The organism is Deinococcus sp., assembly GCF_025362455.1.
Taxonomy (GTDB): Bacteria; Deinococcota; Deinococci; order Deinococcales; family Deinococcaceae; genus Deinococcus.
This window is the reverse complement of record NZ_JANYGJ010000170.1, coordinates 1-17,952: the sequence shown is the minus strand read 5'-3', so window position 1 is coordinate 17,952 and position 17,952 is coordinate 1. Positions and strand designations below refer to the sequence as shown.

The following is a 17,952-nucleotide window of genomic DNA, read 5'->3' as shown; positions in this document are numbered from 1 at the left end:
ACCCGCTTAGTTTCACTGAGGCGCTGCTTCTCATCCCACTGTTCCGGCACAGGTTCAGACATGAATGCTCCTTGCGCCTGCTGCGGGCGCGTCCTGGGTGGTCCCGACCTCGGAGGCCAGGCGGTGAATTGACTTCCGCATTTATTGCTTATCAATATTATCGTTTTTCAATATGCACTGTCCTACCCGATCTGTCAACCCCACTCCCGACTCCCGCCGTGCCCCACGTCACCGTGCTGCCGACGCGCTGCGCTAAACTGCCGGGCGTGCCCTCCCGCTCCGCAACACCTACGCCCCCGGCTCACCTGACCCGGCTGGAAGTCCGTAACCTGGCCACCATCGAGGCGCTGGAACTGGAGTTGCGCGGCGGCTTCTCGGCGTTTACCGGCGAGACCGGCGCGGGCAAGAGCATCATCGTGGACGCGCTGGGGCTGCTGCTGGGCGCCAGAAGCAACACCGACCTGATTCGCAGCGGAGAAACCGACCTGCTGGTGACCGGCTTCTGGGGCGAGGACGTGGTGTCGCGGCGCCTGACCAGTGCGGGCCGCAGCAGCGCCCGCGTGGAGGGCGAGGTGGTGGCCCTGCGCGAACTGGCCGAGGTCTCGCAGACCCGGCTGACCATCCACTGGCAGCACAGCGCCCAGAGCCTGCTGAGCGCCGCCAACCAGCGCGGCCTGCTCGACGGCCTGCTGCCCGACGCGCTGAGCGCCTACGCCGCCGCCTACCGCCACTGGCAAGGTGCCGCCGCCCGATTGGAGCGCCTCAACGCCAGCGAGCGCGAGCGGGCACGGCAGCTCGACCTGCTGCGGTTTCAGGTGAAAGAACTGAGCGAGGCCGCCCTGAAAGAAGGCGAGGAAGAGCCGCTGCGGGCCGAGCTGACCCGGCTGTCCAACGTCGAGTCCATCGCCGCCGGGGCCGCCGGGGCGCTGGAGCTGCTCAGTGAGGGCGACGTCAGCGCCGCCGGACTGGTCGCCGAGGCGCTGCGTTCGCTGAACCTTCCGGCCCGCTACGACGAGGCCAGCGCCCAGCTTCAGATGGAACTGAGCGCGGCGCTCGACAGCCTGCGGGCGGTATCGGGCGAGCTGCGCGACGTGGCCGAAAACCGCGCCGCCGACCCCGAAGCCCTGGCCAACGTGGAAGCCCGCCTGAGCCTGATCGGCAAGTTGCAGGGTAAGTACGGCCCCAATCTGGGTGAGGTGCTTGAATTTCACGCCGCCGCCGAAGCTGAACTGGCCGCCCTGGAAAGCGACGAACACGCCGCCGGAACGCTGGAGGGCGAGGTGACGGGCCTGCGCGAAGAAGCCCGGCAGATCGCCCTTAAGCTGCGCTCCGCCCGCACGGCGGCGGCTGGGCCACTGCAAGCCGACCTGCTGCGGGTCATCCGCGAGCTGGGCATGCCGCACGCCCGGCTGGAATTCCAGTTGCGGCCCCTGGACGTGCCCGGCCCGCACGGCCTGGACGAGGTGGGCATCAAATTCAGCGCCAACCCCGGCGAGGCGCTGGGCGATCTGGAGCAGACGGCTTCGGGCGGCGAGCTGTCGCGGGTGATGCTGGCCATCAGCACCGTGCTCGGCGCCAGCACGCCCAGCGTCGTGTTCGACGAGGTGGACGCGGGCATCGGCGGCAGCGCGGCCAGGGCCGTGGCCGATCAGCTCGCGCACCTGGCCGCCACCCGTCAGGTGCTGGTCGTGACCCACCTGGCGCAGATCGCCGCCCGCGCCGACTGGCATTTCAAGGTCGAAAAGGGCCTGGAGGCAGGCCGCACCGTCAGCCACGTCCGGCTGCTGGGCGGCCAGGAACGCCTCGAAGAAATCGCCCGGATGCTCAGCGGCAACACCTCGGAGGCGGCGCTGAGCCACGCCCGCGAGCTGCTGGAGAGGCCGATGGAGAAACGGGTCGAGAAGCAGCTTGAGAAACGAGCGGCGAAGGTGGCAAGCGCGAAGTAAGGCGTAGCAAGCGATTGTCGAGCGTCCATTTCCCCCACATTTGTCATCCTGGGCATGGCGAAGGATCCAACGAAGTCATCACTTTCCGGCACTCAGAACGATATCGCCTCCACTCTTTCCGTAACATCGCCGCAAAACAGATGAGCTGCATCTTCAAGTTGCATCTTCAAGTTGCCGCTTCAAGCTGTTGCGAATAAATCCCACCGCCAATTCACCTCGCGTTCCCACTGTCCCCCAGCCGGTTAAGGCCGCCCCGGTGCATCTGGGCCTACGATTCAGGTGATGTCCACCTGGCGCCGCCCCACTGCCCTGCTGACCGGGGTCTACCGCCGTTTTCCGGGCGGCTTCTGGGTGCTGTGGACCGGCACGCTCATTAACCGCTCCGGCGAGTTCGTGGTGCCGCTGCTGGGCTTCTACCTCAGCCAGCGCGGATTTACGGTCACGCAGGTGACGCTGGTGCTGAGCGTGCTGGGCGTGGGGCGCTTTTTCGCCGAGCCGCTGGGCGGGGCGCTCACCGACGCCCGTGGGCCGCGCTTGACCATGCTGCTGGCCCTCTTCGGCGGCGCCCTGGCCCTGCTGGCACTGGGAAACGCTGGCACTTACCTGTGGACTGTGGCAGGCGTGCTGAGTTTCTCGCTGCTGAGTTCGCTGTATAAACCCGCAGCCAGCACGGCGGTGGCCGAACTGACCAGCGGCCCGCTGCGTGCCCAGGCGTATAACCTGCTGTACTGGGCCATCAATGTGGGCGCCTCGCTGGCTCCGCTGCTCGGCGGCGTGCTGGCGGCTGTCTCATACCGCCTGCTGTTCATGCTCGACGCCGCGACGATGGCCGTCTACGGCGCCCTGATCGCCTGGCGTTTTCGGCTGCCGCGCCGGGTCAGGCTGGCCGGGCCGACACCCCGGACCCCCAGCCGTCTGCCCCGCGACCCGCTGTTATGGAGCATGATGCTGGCCGCGCTGCTGTTTGCCACCACCTACCAGAGCTACCGGTTGCTGGCGCTGGTCTTCGCCGCCCAGGGTTACAGCCCGGTGCAGTACGGGCAGGCGCTGGCGCTCAATGGCGTGCTGGTGGTCGTGCTGGGGCTGCCACTGGGTCACTGGGTAGGGCGCGGCAACCGGCCCCGTGCCCAGGCGGTAGGCGCCCTGCTGCTGGGCCTCGGCTTCGCGCTGCACGGCTTTGCACACAGTCTGGGCGTACATCTGCTGGCCATCGGCATCTGGACGCTGGGCGAGATCGTCAGTTACAGCATCGGCAAGAGTGTGGTGGCCGAGCTGGGGCGGCGCGAGGTGCGCGGGCGCTACATCGGGCTGATGGGCTCCATGAGCGGCCTGGGCACCTTCACCGGCCCGCTGCTGGGCGGCTGGGTGCTGAGCAGCGCGGGCAACACCGCCCTGTGGCTAATGTACGCCGCCCTGGCCGGACTCGCCGCCGCCCTATACTGGCTGCTGGAGAGCGCCGTACTGGACCGCCGGGCGCTCCGGGTCGCCGAGGAACAACAGGAAAGTGGCCTGGCAGCAGCAGGCGACTGAACGCGTGCTTCACTCCCCACCCCCATCCCTAAAGGCCCTCTTCATCCGAGTTCAGTCGCGGGTCAGCCGATCACCGTAAGCTGGGCACCATGAAGAAATCCGGGTTGGTTGGCTTTATGAGCACCTCGCTCCTGGGAGCCGCGCTGCTGGCTGGATGTGCCACGCAGGGGCCAGGGAACCTCAGCGTGCACGAGGTCTCGTTTTACGGCTCGTCCCAGGACCGCCTGGCCTGGGTCTACGGCGGCTCCGGCAGCGCCAGGGGCAGCCTCGGCATCGAGGGTCAGACGCTGGAAGTGCGCCCCCAGATCGCCAGCCCCTTCGCCACCGAGGGCAGCCTGAGCCTGGGCGGCAAGGCGGTGTTCAAAAGCACCGGCAGCAGCAGCCTGTTGCCGCTGGCCAGCGTGGTGCAGAGCAGCGGCAGCTACTCTATCGGCGCTGTCCGCGACCTCTCGGCCACCTTCCTGATGACGGGCGGCAACTGGTACACCCTCAGCGGCGCCCTGGCGGCGGGCGCCCAGGTGCAGGCCAGCGCCCAGCCGGTGCCGGGCCTGAGCGGCGGCAACCTGACCCCCGCCGAGGCCGCCGTGCTCAGCCGCAGCCTGGCCACCCAGGGCACGTTGGTCGTCACCGTGTTGCCGGAAGGCAGCCTGCCCGACGCCCCGCTGAGAGTGACGCCCGCGCCCGCCCAGACGCTGCGCACCGGGCTGTACATCCAGCCGCTGTCGGTGGTCACGCGCACCAGCAACACCACCGTGTCGTCAGGAGGCAGCGTGCAGGGCACCGATCTGGGGTTCCGCGAGGTCGCCAGCGGCTCGAACGCCAGCGTGGGCAGCCCGCAGGTCACGCTGGCCAGCAACCAGGCCAGCCTCCAGGCGCTGTGGACCAGTGCCTACGCCAACCAGACCCCGGCGCCTCCCGCGCCGCTGATCGTCAACCAGACGGCGGTGGGCATCTTCCTGGGCAGCCGTCCTACCGGAGGCTACGGCGTCAGCGTGAAATCGGTGCAGGCGGCGGGCACGCAGCTCATCGTCACCGTGACGGTCCGGGCGCCGGGGGCGGGCACCATCACCACCCAGTCGCTGACCAGTCCCTGGACCATCCTGGCGGTGCGCGGTCAGTTCACCAGCGTGAGCGTGCGCGACCAGTTCGGCCAGACCATTGGTCAGTAGGGAGGGTCAGCACGTATGGTCAGTACGTATGGGCCAAACGAACGGCCCCGCCTGAGCCCTCTCATGGGCGGCGGGGCATTTTTGTGCCCTGAACCTTTAGACTGAGCAGGTATATGACCAGACTCCAGGGCAACAACAACAGCCGCGTGTACCTGATCCTCGGCACGCTGATCGCCGCCGTGCTGATCGGCCTGACCGTCTGGGCCGTGACGCGCAACCAGACCGCCAGCGGCGCCGCCGCCACCAAAACCAACACCTTCAACCTGGCCGGTCAGCCCTTTGTGGGCAAGGAAGACGCCCCGGTGACGCTGGTGGTGTTCGAGGATTTCAAGTGCCCCAACTGCAAAAATTTTCAGGACACGGTGGTGCCGGTGTTGCAGGAAAAGTACTTTGCCACCGGCAAGGCCAAGATGTATAACCTGGCTTTTCCGTTCCTGGCCCAGAAAGCCGGTCTCGCCACCGACGATTCGCAGTTGGCCGCCCAGGCTGCCGAGTGCGCCTACGACCAGACCGGCAACGCGGGCTACGAGAACATGTCCACCATCCTGTTCCGCGCCCAGGGCAGTGAAAGCGAGATCTGGGCCAGCCGTGACAAGCTGGTCGAACTGGCGGGCAGCGTCGAGGGCGTGGACGCGGCCAAGCTGGGTCAATGCCTGGACGCGGGCACCACCAAGGCCCGTGTGGACGCCGACGAGAAGCAGGGCGAAAACGCGGGCGTCAACGGAACGCCGAGCGTGTATGTCAACGGCGTGCTGGTCGCCAACTTCAGCGCCGCCGAGGTGGGCAAGGCGATTGACGCCGTTGCCGCTGTCAAATAACCACTGCTGCTAACCACTGCTGCCACGTCAGGCGCCAGATCAGGAATGACCAGACCAGGAATGACCAGATTAGGAATGATGGGTAAGCGCCGCTACCAAGTCACGCTGCCGAGCAGGAACCAGTAAGAAGGTCGCCACATGAGACGCCGTAAAATGACCGTATGAGCCGCGATAACCGTCTGTACCTCGCCTGGGTCTTCGCCCTGGTGGCCACGCTGGGCAGCCTGTACTTCTCGGAGATCAAGGCGTTCGTGCCCTGCGTGCTGTGCTGGTATCAGCGCATCTGCATGTACCCGCTGGCCGTGCTGCTGGGCGTGGCGGCCTTCCGCGCCGATCTGGGTATTCGGGCCTACGCCCTGGCCCTGGCAGGCATCGGCTGGAGCATTGCGCTGTATCAGAACCTGGAAGTCTGGGGCGTGGTGCAGAGCCTCAAAGCGTGCAGCGTCGGCCCCATCGGCACCGGCTGCGACGCCAAATGGCCCTGGCTGGGCACCGGCAGCGGCCAGGCCGTCAGCAACGTCGTGACCATTCCCATGCTGAGCATGCTGGCCTTCACATTGATCTTCGCCCTGCTGAGCTGGAAACGGGCGCCGCGCCTGGTCATGAGCGAGGTTCCGGCGAGCTGAGATTGGATGGTATTGGGGAGCCGGAGCCGCGTGCTTCGGCTTTTTTGGCTAGAAGTTGTGGCTAGAAGTTGTAGGTGAGTCCGATGCGGGCGAACGGGCCGCTGATGCCGCCCAAGAAAGTCACGACGCCCACTTCGCCGAACGGTCTCAGGCCCAGGCCCCCGCGCAGGCCGACGAGTGCGCCAACGCCGGGGTAGGTGGTGGGCCTGTCGGTGGTGACATTGGCGACGACCAACGCCGGGCCGCCGTAGACGCGCCAGCCGTTGGAAAAACGGTAGCTGAGCAGCACGTCGCCCTCGGCCCCGACGCCCCCGCCGAAGGTCGGAACACCCGCGTAACTGGCGAGCAGTCGCCCTTCGAGCTGGCTGTCTCCGAACTGGGCCAGCCGGGCGTAGCCGCCAGCCGACATGAGAAACGGTGGAATGCCGCCGAGCTGCACGCCGAAGCGCTCAGGTGGGAGTTCGGTGGGCGGCGTCTGAGTGGGCGGCGTCTGAGTGAGCGGCGACTGGGCCAGTGCTCCGGCACTCAGGCACCAGAGCAGCGGCAACGTCTTCATGAAGCGGGGCATGATGGGCACCTTAGGAAATTGGAGGGGTGGGCCGATCACGCCTAACGACTGTCAACACTGCACCCACTGCTAAACCCGCCCTTAAAACCTGTCACCCTGTCACCCGCACATTGACAACTCTCGCCCCACCGACCTATACTCAGACTTCGCTGGCCATGATGGGCCAGGCGGGGAGGCGCTTGACAACGCCCGCACTCCACAACTGAGGCACCACATTTTTCCGGAGAGAGGGCAACGGCCCTGTCTCCCGTGCGCCGTGTAGGCACATTGAGTGTTACCGGGGACCGTCACGGCGCGGCCCGCCAGCCTGGCTGATAGTTGAGCACCTTCATTCTTGCAGGACGCATTCGTGTACGAACATCCTCGTCCCAGACGCGCACTCCACGAAACGCACCATTCATACGCGAGGTAGGCATGAAGCCACAGATCGAACGGTTCGGCGAGATTCTGGAAGTCATCAAGTTGCCCGACCTGACCGAGATTCAGGTCAATTCATTCAGCACCTTCTTGCAGGAAGGCAAGGCCCCCGCCTCCCGCGACAACGCCGGGTTGCAGGGCGCCTTTCGCGAAGTATTCCCCATCGACGAGACCGAGAAGGGCCGCAGCACTGGCCTGGTGCTCGACTACCTGGAATACCGCCTGGGCGACCCGGTGTACTCGCCCGAAGAGTGCCGCGAAAAAGACCTGACTTACCAGGCACCCCTCTACGCCAAACTGCAACTGATTCACAAAGACAGCGGCCTGATTAAAGAGGACCAGGTGTTCCTGGGCGACCTGCCGCTGATGACCGGGGACGGCAGCTTCGTCATCAACGGCGCGGACCGCGTGGTCATCTCGCAGATTCACCGCAGCCCCGGCGTGTACTTCACGGCCAGTTACAAGGGTATCAAGAAGTACTACACGGCGGCCATCATCCCGATGCCCAAGCGCGGTCCCTGGATCGAGCTGGAATTCGCGGGCGGCATCCTGGAGATGAAGGTCAACAAGCGCAAGTTCCCGGTGGCCATGCTGCTGCGCGTGCTCGGCTACGACGACGCCAGCCTGAGAACCCTCTTTACCGAGTTCGAGACCAATCTGGAGCTGCCCGAAGACAAGACCGCTGGCATGGGCGCCGACGAGGCCCTGCTGCGCTTGTTCACGGTGCTGCGCCCCGGCGACCCGCCCAAGCGTGACAAGGCCACCCAGTACCTCTACGGGCTGCTGGCCGATCCCAAGCGCTACGACCTGGGCGAGCCGGGCCGCTTTAAAATGAACACCAAGCTCGGCACCACCCGCACAGACCGGACCCTGCTGAACTTCGTGGACGGCAAGTTCTCCGACGCGGGCCTGATCGACACCATCCGCTACCTGATGGCGCTGACCAACGGCCACAAGACCCTGACCGTGGGCGCCGACGCCGACGGTGTGGCCCTGAGCGTGCCGGTGGGCGAGGACGACATCGACCACCTGGGCAACCGCCGGGTGCGCACCGTGGGCGAACTGCTGGCCGACCAGCTCCGCGTGGGCTTAGGGCGCATGGCGCGCGGCGTGCGCGAGCGCATGATCCTGGGCAACCCCGACGCAGCCACCCCCACCAAGCTGGTCAACAACCGGCCCATCGTGGCGGCCATGCGCGAGTTCTTCGGGCGCAGCCAGCTTTCCCAGTTCAAGGACCAGACCAACCCGCTCTCGGACCTGCGCCACAAGCGCCGCATCTCCGCGCTGGGGCCGGGCGGGCTGACCCGTGAACGCGCCGGATTCGATGTCCGCGACGTTCACCGCACCCACTACGGGCGCATCTGCCCGATTGAAACGCCGGAAGGCGCCAACATCGGCCTGATCTCCAGCCTGTCGAGCTACGCCAAGGTCAATCCGCTGGGCTTCATCGAGGCGCCGTACCGTCTGGTGGTGGGGGGCCGCGTCACCGACGACGTGCAGTACATGACCGCCGACATCGAGGACCGCTACGCCATCGCCCAGGCCAACACCAGGCTCAACGCCGACGGCACCTTCGCCGAGGAGCGGGTGCTATCGCGCAAGGCGGGCGATCCCAGCTTCTACGAGCACGCCGACGTGCAGTACATGGACGTCTCGCCCAAGCAGATCGTCAGCATCAACACCTCGCTGATTCCCTTTCTGGAGCACGACGACGCCAACCGCGCCCTGATGGGGTCGAACATGCAGTCGCAGGCCGTGCCGCTGATCCGCGCCGAGTCGCCCGCCGTGGGCACGGGTGTCGAGGAGCGCGTCATCACCGATTCGGGCACCTCGGTCGTCACCGACGCCACCGGCACCGTGACCTACGTGGACGCCCGCAACATCCAGGTGACGCTGACCGAGGACGCGCCGGACATCGGCTACGTCAAGGGCAACGTCCGGACCTTCGAGCTGGTGCGCTTCACCCGCTCCAACCAGGGCACCAACCTCGACCAGCACCCGATTGTCGCCTTCGGTGACCGCGTCGTGGCCGGGCAGGTCATCGCCGACGGTCCCGCCTCCGATTTGGGCCGCCTGGCGCTGGGCCAGAACATCACCATCGCCATCATGCCCTTCGACGGCTTCAACTTCGAGGACGCCATCTGCATCAGCGAGGGCCTGGTCCGCAAGGACTTCTACACCTCGGTCCATATCGAGAAGGATGAAGTTGAGGCCCGCGACACCAAGCTGGGGCCGGAGAAGATCACCCGCGACATTCCTGGTCTGAGTGAGGCCGCCCTGCGCGACCTCGACGAGGACGGCATCGTGCGCGTGGGCGCCGAGGTCAAGCCCGGCGATATCCTCGTTGGCAAGACCAGCTTCAAAGGCGAGTCCGAGCCGACCCCCGAAGAGCGGCTGCTGCGTTCGATCTTCGGCGAGAAGGCCAGAGAAGTCAAAGACACCTCGCTGCGCGTGCAGTCCGGCCAGGGCGGCGTCGTGGTCAAGACCGTGCGCTTCCGCCGGGGCGACGAGGGCGTGGACCTCAAGCCGGGCGTGCGCGAAGTGGTGCGCGTCTACGTGGCCCAGAAACGCCAGCTCCAGGTGGGCGATAAGGTGGCCAACCGCCACGGCAACAAGGGCGTGGTCAGTAAGATCCTGCCGCCCGAAGACATGCCCTACCTCGAAGACGGCACCCCCGTCGATCTGGTGTTCAACCCGCTGGGCGTGCCCTCGCGCATGAACCTGGGCCAGATTCTGGAAACCCACCTGGGCGAAGTCGCCCGCCTGACCGGCCAGAAATTCGTGACGCCCGTGTTCGATTCGGTCACGGAAATCACCATCAAGGAAATGCTGGAGGTCACGGCTGCCGAGCGGCTCCAGAAGCGCAAGGACGACGGCTTTGAACTCGACAAGCGCGAGCAGGAAGTCCTCGACCGCGCCGGGAAGCTGGGCGTCATTGCGCAGCCGGTGGGCGACTACGAGCCTGCCCAGATGGGCCTGGCCCGCACCGGCAAGAGCATCCTGTTTGACGGCAGAAGCGGCGAGCCGATCAGCGGCCCCGTCGTGGTCGGCACCATGTACGTCATGAAGCTCTACCACATGGTGGAAGACAAGCTGCACGCCCGCAGCACCGGTCCTTACAGCCTGATTACCCAGCAGCCGCTGGGCGGCAAGGCGCAGTTCGGCGGCCAGCGCTTCGGTGAGATGGAAGTCTGGGCACTCGAAGCCTACGGCGCGGCGCACACCCTCCAGGAAATGCTGACCATCAAGAGTGATGACATCGACGGACGCGACGCGGCCTACCAGAGCATCGTCAAGGGCGAGGAAGTGTCGGGCAGCACCATTCCCGAATCGTTCAAGGTGCTCGTCAAGGAACTCCACTCGCTGGGCCTGGACGTCGAAGTGCTCGACCGCCACGACAAGAACGTGGATATTTTTGAAGGCATGCTGCCGAAACGCTGAGAAGTTCGCTGCGCTTACCACCCCCTCCCCAACCCTCCCCCCTGAAGAGGGAGGGAGCAAAAAGAGCAAGTCCCTGTGCTGTTTGCTCCTCCCCCTTGAGGGGGGAGGCTGGGAGGGGGTGAGTGAGCGCAGCGAATGCTTTCTCCACCAGTTCACAGCACAACCCCAACGGTCTATAACCCTCATTCAGAGGAGCTTCAATGAAAGATTTCAGCAAGGTAAAAATTGCCATCGCCAGCCCCGCGAAAATTCGTGAATGGAGCTTCGGCGAGGTCGAGAAACCCGAAACCATCAACTACCGCACCCTCAAGCCCGAACGTGAGGGCCTGTTCGACGAGCGGATCTTTGGCCCGATCAAGGACTACGAGTGCGCCTGCGGCAAGTACAAGCGCCAGCGCTACGAGGGCAAGGTCTGCGAGCGCTGCGGGGTGGAAGTCACCTCCAGCAAGGTCCGGCGCTACCGGATGGGTCACATCGACCTGGCGACGCCTGCCGCGCACATCTGGTACGTCAAGGACACGCCCAGCAAGATCGGCACGCTGCTCGACCTGAGCGCCGCGCAGCTCGAAAAGGTGCTGTACTTTTCCAGCTACCTGGTCACCGACGCCCGCAACGCCCAGAAGGACGGGCGGCCCCTCAAGCGCGGCGAGCTGCTCAGCGACGACGAGTACCGCGAGCTGCGCAACGGACGTCAGGAAACCTACGCCCTCCAGGGCGGCGCCGAGGCGGCCATCCGTGACGGCGAGTACGTCACGCGCGGCCAGAGCCTGGGCCTGGGCGGCAACGTGGTCGCCAAGCTCGACGGCCTGGCCCAGTACCGCTTCCCGCGCCGCGCCGAGATCGCCTACGCCGAGGTCGCCGAGGCCGTGCTGGCCGTGCCCAGTGACGTGCTGGTCGAGCAGGAGAGCTTCCGGGCCGGTGAAATTCTGGCCGAGCTGGAGGCCGCCGTGCAGATCAAGGCCCCGATGGACGCCAGCGCCTTCCTGCACGATCTGGGCGAGGATTCGGTGATGGTGGACCTGCGCGTCACCATTCCGACCCTGGCCAGCACCCCCAGCGTGAATAGCGAGGGTGAAGAGGTCGAGGGCGAGATCGAGAGCGAGGTCGTCGTCGAACTGGGCGAGCTGCTGGCGCGGCTGTACATCCCGCACGGCATGGACGTGCAGGTCGCCAACGGCGAGATCGTGGAGGCCGGAGCGGTGCTGGCGAGTGCCGAAAGCGGCGCCCGGCTCCGCGTCAGCCGCGACAGCCGCCTGAGCGGCGTGGTCGTCACCGCTGGCAAGAAAAAGACCGAGAGCGGCGAGGTCAAGGTCACCGCGCACTGGACCCGCACCGCCGTCTACCCGATCAACCCGACCATGCACGTGCTGGTCGCCGACGGTAGCCCGGTCAAGAAGGGTCAGAAAGTCGTCGGCGCCATCGACAAGGCCGAGGAGATCACCGCCGAGGAGGCGGGCGTCATCACCCTACACGCGCCCGCCAGCGTGATCGTGAGCAAGGCCAAGGTCTACACCTACACCGACGAGCCGACCGTGGTCAACGGCGACCGCGTGGAGCCCGGCGACGAGCTGGCCGATTCCGGCGCTCTGAAGTCCGAGATTTCGGGCCGCATCGAGATCGACCTGGTGCGCAAGCAGGTCCGGGTGATCGAGTCCTACGACTTCGAGGCCAAGATGGGCGCCGAGGCGGTCAAGGAACTGCTCGACGACCTCGACCTGCCGACCCTGGAAGCCGAACTCGGCGAGATGATGAAGGACAACAGCCGCCACAAGCGTGCCAAGGCCCGCAAGCGCCTGGAAGTCACCCGCGCCTTCATGGCCAGCGGCAACGATCCGTCGTGGATGATTATGGCCACCGTGCCGGTGATGCCGCCCGATCTGCGCCCGATGGTGCAGGTGGACGGGGGACGTTTCGCGACCAGCGACCTCAACGACCTGTACCGCCGCCTGATCAACCGCAACAACCGCCTGAAGAAACTGATGGGCCAGGGCGCACCCGACATGATTATCCGCAACGAAAAGCGGATGCTTCAGGAGGCCGTGGACGCGCTGATCGACAACGGACGGCGCGGCTCGCCGGTCACCAACCCCGGTTCGGACCGGGCGCTGCGCAGCCTCACCGACCTGCTCGGCGGCAAGCAGGGCCGTTTCCGCCAGAACCTGCTCGGCAAGCGCGTGGACTACTCCGGACGCAGCGTGATCGTGGTCGGCCCCCAGCTCAAGCTGCACCAGTGCGGCGTGCCCAAACGTATGGCGCTGGAACTGTTCAAGCCCTTTTTGTTCAAGGTGCTCGAAGAGAAGGGTGAGGTCACCAACATCAAGCAGGCCCGCAAGATGCTGGAGCGCTACCGCGACACCCGTGACTCCGTGTGGGACGCGCTGGAAGAAGTCATCGAGGATAAGGTGGTGCTGCTCAACCGCGCGCCGACGCTGCACCGCCTGGGCATCCAGGCCTTCGAGCCGGTGCTGGTGGAAGGTCAGTCCATTCAGCTCCACCCGCTGGTCTGCGAGGCCTTCAACGCCGACTTCGACGGCGACCAGATGGCCATTCACGTCCCGCTGAGCGCCCAGGCCCAGGCCGAGGCCCGCATTCAGATGCTCAGCGCCCACAACCTGCTGAGCCCGGCCAACGGCGAGCCGAACGTCAAACCCAGCCGCGACATCATCCTGGGCATCTTCACGCTGACCCAGCTCCGCAAGGACAACCTGGGCGCGGGCATGGCCTTTGAGGGCGAGCAGGAGGTTCTCGACGCGCTAGAGAGCGGCAAAGTGGCCCTCAACAGCCCGGTGACGCTGCGCGGCGAGGCGATCACGCCCGGCCTCATCAAGTACGTGTTCAGCAGCCCCGACGAGGCGATTCTGGCCGTCGAGCGCGGCGGCATCGACTACCAGGACCACGTGCGAATCCGCCTGAACGGCACCATCTATGACACCTCCGCCGGGCGCGTGATGTTTCGCCGCATCGTGCAGGAGGCGCTGGGCGACCAGGCCCACATGATCGACCAGCTCGCCAACCTGCACACCGCCTACGAGAAGGACTCGCTGCGCGACATGATTATGGCCTGCTTTAAGCAGCTCGGCGTGGAGGCCACCGCCAAGCTGCTCGACGCGCTCAAGGACAGCGGCTTCAAGCTGTCTACCACGTCGGGCGTCACCATCGGCATCGACGACATCGTGATCCCGCCGGTCAAGGACGCCATCCTGGCCGACGCGGACCTCAAGCTCAAGGAGATCGAGCAGAACTTCGAGTTCGGCTTCATGACCGAGGAGGAGCGCTACAAGCAGGTCGTCTCGCTGTGGAACGACACCACCGACGAGGTGAAGAACGAGGTCTTCAAGAACTTCGAGGCCAACTACCCGTTTAACCCGCTGTGGATCATGTCGCAGTCGGGCGCCCGTGGTAACCCCCAGCAGATTCGCCAGCTCGCGGGCATGCGCGGCCTGATGGCCCGCCCCGACGGCAGCACCATCGAGGTGCCGATCAAGGCCAGCTTCCGCGAAGGGCTGACCGTGCTCGAATACTTCATCAGCACCCACGGCGCCCGCAAGGGAGGCGCCGACACCGCGCTGCGCACCGCCGACTCCGGTTACCTGACCCGCAAGCTGCACGACGTGGCCCACGAGGTCGTGGTGCGCGACATCGACTGCTCGACCAGCGATTACACCACCGTGATGCTGGGCATTATCGACGAGCGCAGCGGCGAGTGGCGTGCCCGCAAGGCGAACGAGATCGAGATGAGCATCTATGGCCGCACCCTCACGGCGGATATCGAGATCGGCGGCCTGACGCTCCACGAGGGCCATATGCTCAGCCTGGAGGATGTCAAGCTCATCACCCAGAATGCCAAGGGCCTGGGCGAGATCTACGTCCGCACCCCGCTGAACTGCCGGGTCAAGGCGGGCGTGTGCCAGAAGTGCTACGGCTACGATCTCTCGCAGGCCAAGCCGGTCAGCATGGGCGAGGCCGTGGGCGTGGTGGCCGCCGAGAGCATCGGCGAGCCCGGCACCCAGCTCACCATGCGCACCTTCCACACCGGCGGCGTGGCGGGCGGCGGCGGCGACATCACCATGGGTCTGCCCCGCGTGATCGAGCTGTTCGAGGCCAGAAAGCCCAAGACCCAGGCGGTCGTCGCTGACCGTGACGGCGTGCTGCGCATCGAGGAAGAGGAGGAGCGCTACCTGATTCGCATCGAGGCCGACGACGAGCAGTACAGCTCCAAAACGGCCACCAAGATCGGCAAGGCCATGCGCATGATCGTCAAGGACGGCGAACGGGTCGACGCCGGGCAGCCGATCACGCGCGGCGCCATCAACCCGCACGACCTGCTGCTCTACAAGGACACCGACGCCGCCCAGCGCTACCTGGTGGAAGAGGTGCAGCGCGTCTACCGCAGCCAGGGCGTGAAGGTCCACGACAAGCACATCGAGGTGATCGTGCGCCAGATGCTCCGGTGGGTCGAGATCACCGACGGCGGCGACACCCAGTTCCTGGAAGGCCAGACCGTCGAGAGATGGGAAGTCGATATCGCCAACGACGGCCTGAGCGAGACGCAGACCGCCGTGAGCTGGAAGCCGGTGCTGCTGGGCATCACCAAGAGCAGCCTGACCACCAAGAGCTGGCTGAGCGCGGCCTCGTTCCAGCACACCACCCACGTGCTCACCGAGGCCAGCATGAAGGGCCAGGTCGACGAGTTGATCGGCCTCAAGGAGAACGTCATCCTGGGCAAGCTGATTCCGGCAGGCACGGGCCTGGACATCGTTCGCAACATGCAGGTGGCGGATGAGCGCACCCTGGAGAAATACGGCGAGGACCTGGAGCCGGGCGTCGCCCCGCGTCCGGAGTCGTACAACTACCCGGTGCAGCCCGCCGCCACCGACTGAGCTGAGTTAGGAAAGTAGTACGCCAAAGCCCCCACCCATTCTCAGGGCGGGGGCTTTTTCGGCGCCGATTCCGAGACGACTATGTGCCCCGTCCAGAAAAGTAGTCCCTGAATCGGTGAGATATTAACTTTTCTCATTTGTCTTAGGTTTATCTTTAGGGCTAAAGTAAACCAGCTACAATCTGGGCAGATTCTGGCGCCATGTTCTCACGACGCAACGTTCTCACAACTCGGAGGCACTATGAAATACGGTTCTTTGGCGGCAATTCTGGGCCTGGCCCTCACCTTGCAGGCGTGCAGCTCTCCGGCGCCGCAGACCTCCACGCCCACCGGAGCTGCGACGGTAAACGACGCGCTGTACACCTCCCAGCACCCGAAGGGCCAGGATTTTCAGGTCAACCTGCTGGGCTACAGGGGGCTGGTAACGGCCACCCTCAAAGACGGTACGGCGTTTATCGGCGACATCGCCATCGGTCAAACCCTTGGGCAGCAGGTGATCGCCGCCGACAAGCAGACGATGCTCGATTTGTCGCGCTCGGCGGTGCAGGCGCAGGGCACGGGCATCTTCAATGCACTGGGCAGTCGCTGGCCCAATGCCGTGATTCCCTACGTGTTCGACGCCGGTGCCAACCAGGCCACCCGCGACGCCTTTCTGGGCGCCAAAGCCGATTACGACAACAAAACGGTGGTGCGCTTCGTGCCCCGCACCACTGAAGCAAATTATCTCCGGGTGATTACGGGCAGCGGCTGTTACTCGTACATCGGCGTGATCGGGGGAGCGCAGGATCTTTCGCTGGGGACGAACTGCGGCGTCAACCCGGCCCGTCACGAGATGGGGCACGCGCTGGGCCTGAACCATGAACAGGTGCGGACCGACCGCGATCAGTGGGTGACGGTCAACGCGGACGGCGCCAGCAACGCCATCGATTACGGCACAGGCGGCACGCCCAACGGGCCGTACGACTTCGAGTCGATGATGCACTACCGCAACTACTTCGTGAACGGGCGCTGGGATTACGTCCCCAAGAACGGTTTCCCACCTGAGCTTATCGGCAACGACCGCTACAACACCTTCTCGCCCGGCGATCTGAACGCCATCGAGACGCTCTACGGCAAAAAACCCAGCGATAGCGGTGGTGCGGGCATCGGCCTGCCAGCGGGCGAGTGGAAGTCGTTCGGCGTCACCAATGCCGGACTGACCGGGCGCTATATCCGCCACTCCGGCAGCGTAGGCTACACCTCGCCCGTCGACGCAGGGAGCACTGTCACCACCAAGCAAGACGCCACCTTCCGCATCGTGGGTGCGCTGGACGGCACGCCCTGCTACTCGCTGGAGTCGCGCAACTTCCCCGGCAGCTTCCTGCGCCACTCCGGTTTCCGATTGCGGATCGACGCCAACAACGGCAGCGATTTGATGCGCAAGGACGCCACCTTCTGCGCCCAATCGGGCCTGGCGGGCACGGGCGTTTCGCTGGTGTCGCGCAATGTGCCCGGTTACTACATCCGCCACCGCGACGGCCAGGTGTGGCTGGACAAAAACGACGATTCGGCCCTGTTCAAGCAGGACGCGAGCTGGGCACTGGCCGCGCCCTGGGCACCCTGAGCTGAACAGGGAGCCGGGCGCCGCCCCAGATTCGGAGTCACGCAACTACCCGGTGCAGCCCGCCCCCGACTGAACGCAGCGTTGCAGAGCAGTAAACCAAAGCCCCCGCCCTGAGACTAGGTGGGGGCTTTTTATGGATGGGGTAGGATTTAGGCACCTCAACCATACGTTGAACTCATTCTCAGGAGACAACATGACTGATCGGGAAAATGACATTAAAGCGCTGCAAAAAGCGCTCACCGACAATGCCGTTGTGGTTTCGCCAGGTATGACGGTCTACAGCATCGAATCAACAGCGAGGATTCTGGAGCAAATCGAGAAGTGCGGTCTATTTCTAGATGGCATGGACGCCATCATTTTACATCCAGACGGCAGGACGCAACCCGACATGGAAAACGACATCGACCTGTCGAACACCAGCACTGAAGGAGCTATAAAGAAAATAGGTCAGCTAGACAGCCGGTATCATTTCGAGCTGAGTGACCAACCCAGTGAAGTTCAGATGGTTTACACAACAGTGGAAATATCTGTCTGGAAAGATGGGTTCATGTGGTCCAAAAGCACATCAAAGAAGTAGTCTACATCCTCAATGTAAAACTCCCTTCTTTACTCCTTTAGCAGCCCCGCGTAGTGCCCGCCCAGCCGCTCCAGAAAGCGCATCTCCTCGCGGGTGCCGACTGCCGATAACGTCGATTCGATGCTCAGCAGCACGGCGCCGTAGGCCAGAGCGCCCGCACCGGCAATGGCGAGCAGCACCGGCCCCAGACGCTGAACGAAACTGCCGACTTGCCCGGAATTACCCAGCAGCGCCGCCCCACCGATCCAGATGCTCGACAGGACCAGCAAGGCCACCGCCAGATATAGGCTCTGCTTACGCCTGTGCTGTCTGGGCGGAGCAGACCGGTATGAACCCCTGCCCAGAGCGAGGCCAGACGCCCAGGCTGGCGCTGGGACG

The 17,952-nt window shown here is 65.2% G+C and carries 11 protein-coding genes; 9 read left to right on the top strand and 2 right to left on the bottom strand.

From position 1 onward, the window contains the following. The first annotated feature begins 266 nt into the window (after nt 1–266). From Q0R23_RS12790 to Q0R23_RS12770, 5 genes are all read left to right on the top strand, one after another. Nucleotides 267–1,946: a DNA repair protein RecN gene (locus Q0R23_RS12790; RefSeq protein WP_293913591.1), complete on the top strand. Its 1,680-nt coding sequence runs from the start codon at nt 267–269 to the stop codon at nt 1,944–1,946. A 282-nt stretch (nt 1,947–2,228) separates the two neighbouring features. Continuing rightward, nucleotides 2,229–3,476: an MFS transporter gene (locus Q0R23_RS12785; protein WP_293913589.1), complete on the top strand. Its 1,248-nt coding sequence runs from the start codon at nt 2,229–2,231 to the stop codon at nt 3,474–3,476. Nucleotides 3,477–3,592: 116 nt separating this feature from the next. After that, nucleotides 3,593–4,645 (top strand): protease complex subunit PrcB family protein, encoded by a 1,053-nt coding sequence (locus tag Q0R23_RS12780; RefSeq protein ID WP_293913588.1) that lies wholly within the window; start codon nt 3,593–3,595, stop codon nt 4,643–4,645. 113 nt (nt 4,646–4,758) lie between these two features. Next, complete coding sequence (locus Q0R23_RS12775) at nt 4,759–5,463, top strand: thioredoxin domain-containing protein (RefSeq protein WP_293913587.1); 705 nt, start codon at nt 4,759–4,761, stop codon at nt 5,461–5,463. A 161-nt stretch (nt 5,464–5,624) separates the two neighbouring features. After that, the gene (locus Q0R23_RS12770; RefSeq protein ID WP_293913586.1) at nt 5,625–6,089 is read left to right on the top strand and encodes a disulfide bond formation protein B; all 465 of its coding nucleotides are present in this window, start codon (nt 5,625–5,627) and stop codon (nt 6,087–6,089) included. A gap of 61 nt (nt 6,090–6,150) precedes the next feature. Here Q0R23_RS12770 and Q0R23_RS12765 read toward each other — a convergent pair whose 3' ends face one another. Next, a complete protein-coding gene (locus tag Q0R23_RS12765) occupies nt 6,151–6,657 on the bottom strand; it encodes a hypothetical protein (protein WP_293913584.1) in 507 nt (168 codons plus the stop codon). A gap of 414 nt (nt 6,658–7,071) precedes the next feature. On the opposite strand from Q0R23_RS12765, the gene Q0R23_RS12760 reads away from it, so the two are divergent. The 4 genes from Q0R23_RS12760 to Q0R23_RS12745 all read left to right on the top strand — a co-directional run bounded on the left by Q0R23_RS12760 (nt 7,072) and on the right by Q0R23_RS12745 (nt 17,574). After that, complete coding sequence (locus Q0R23_RS12760; protein ID WP_293913582.1) at nt 7,072–10,515, top strand: DNA-directed RNA polymerase subunit beta; 3,444 nt, start codon at nt 7,072–7,074, stop codon at nt 10,513–10,515. A gap of 200 nt (nt 10,516–10,715) precedes the next feature. Further along, nucleotides 10,716–15,395, top strand: a complete 4,680-nt coding sequence (gene rpoC / locus Q0R23_RS12755; protein ID WP_293913580.1) for a DNA-directed RNA polymerase subunit beta' — start codon at nt 10,716–10,718, stop codon at nt 15,393–15,395. Nucleotides 15,396–15,635: 240 nt separating this feature from the next. Beyond that, nucleotides 15,636–16,997 carry an AbfB domain-containing protein gene (locus Q0R23_RS12750; protein ID WP_293913578.1) on the top strand — a complete coding sequence of 454 codons (1,362 nt, stop codon included), beginning with the start codon at nt 15,636–15,638 and terminating at the stop codon, nt 16,995–16,997. Between the two features lie 193 nt (nt 16,998–17,190). Further along, nucleotides 17,191–17,574, top strand: a complete 384-nt coding sequence (locus tag Q0R23_RS12745) for a hypothetical protein (RefSeq protein ID WP_293913577.1) — start codon at nt 17,191–17,193, stop codon at nt 17,572–17,574. A gap of 29 nt (nt 17,575–17,603) precedes the next feature. On the opposite strand, the gene Q0R23_RS12740 is transcribed toward Q0R23_RS12745, so the two are convergent. Next, a complete protein-coding gene (locus Q0R23_RS12740) occupies nt 17,604–17,843 on the bottom strand; it encodes a hypothetical protein (RefSeq protein ID WP_293913576.1) in 240 nt (79 codons plus the stop codon). Nucleotides 17,844–17,952: the final 109 nt, after the last annotated feature.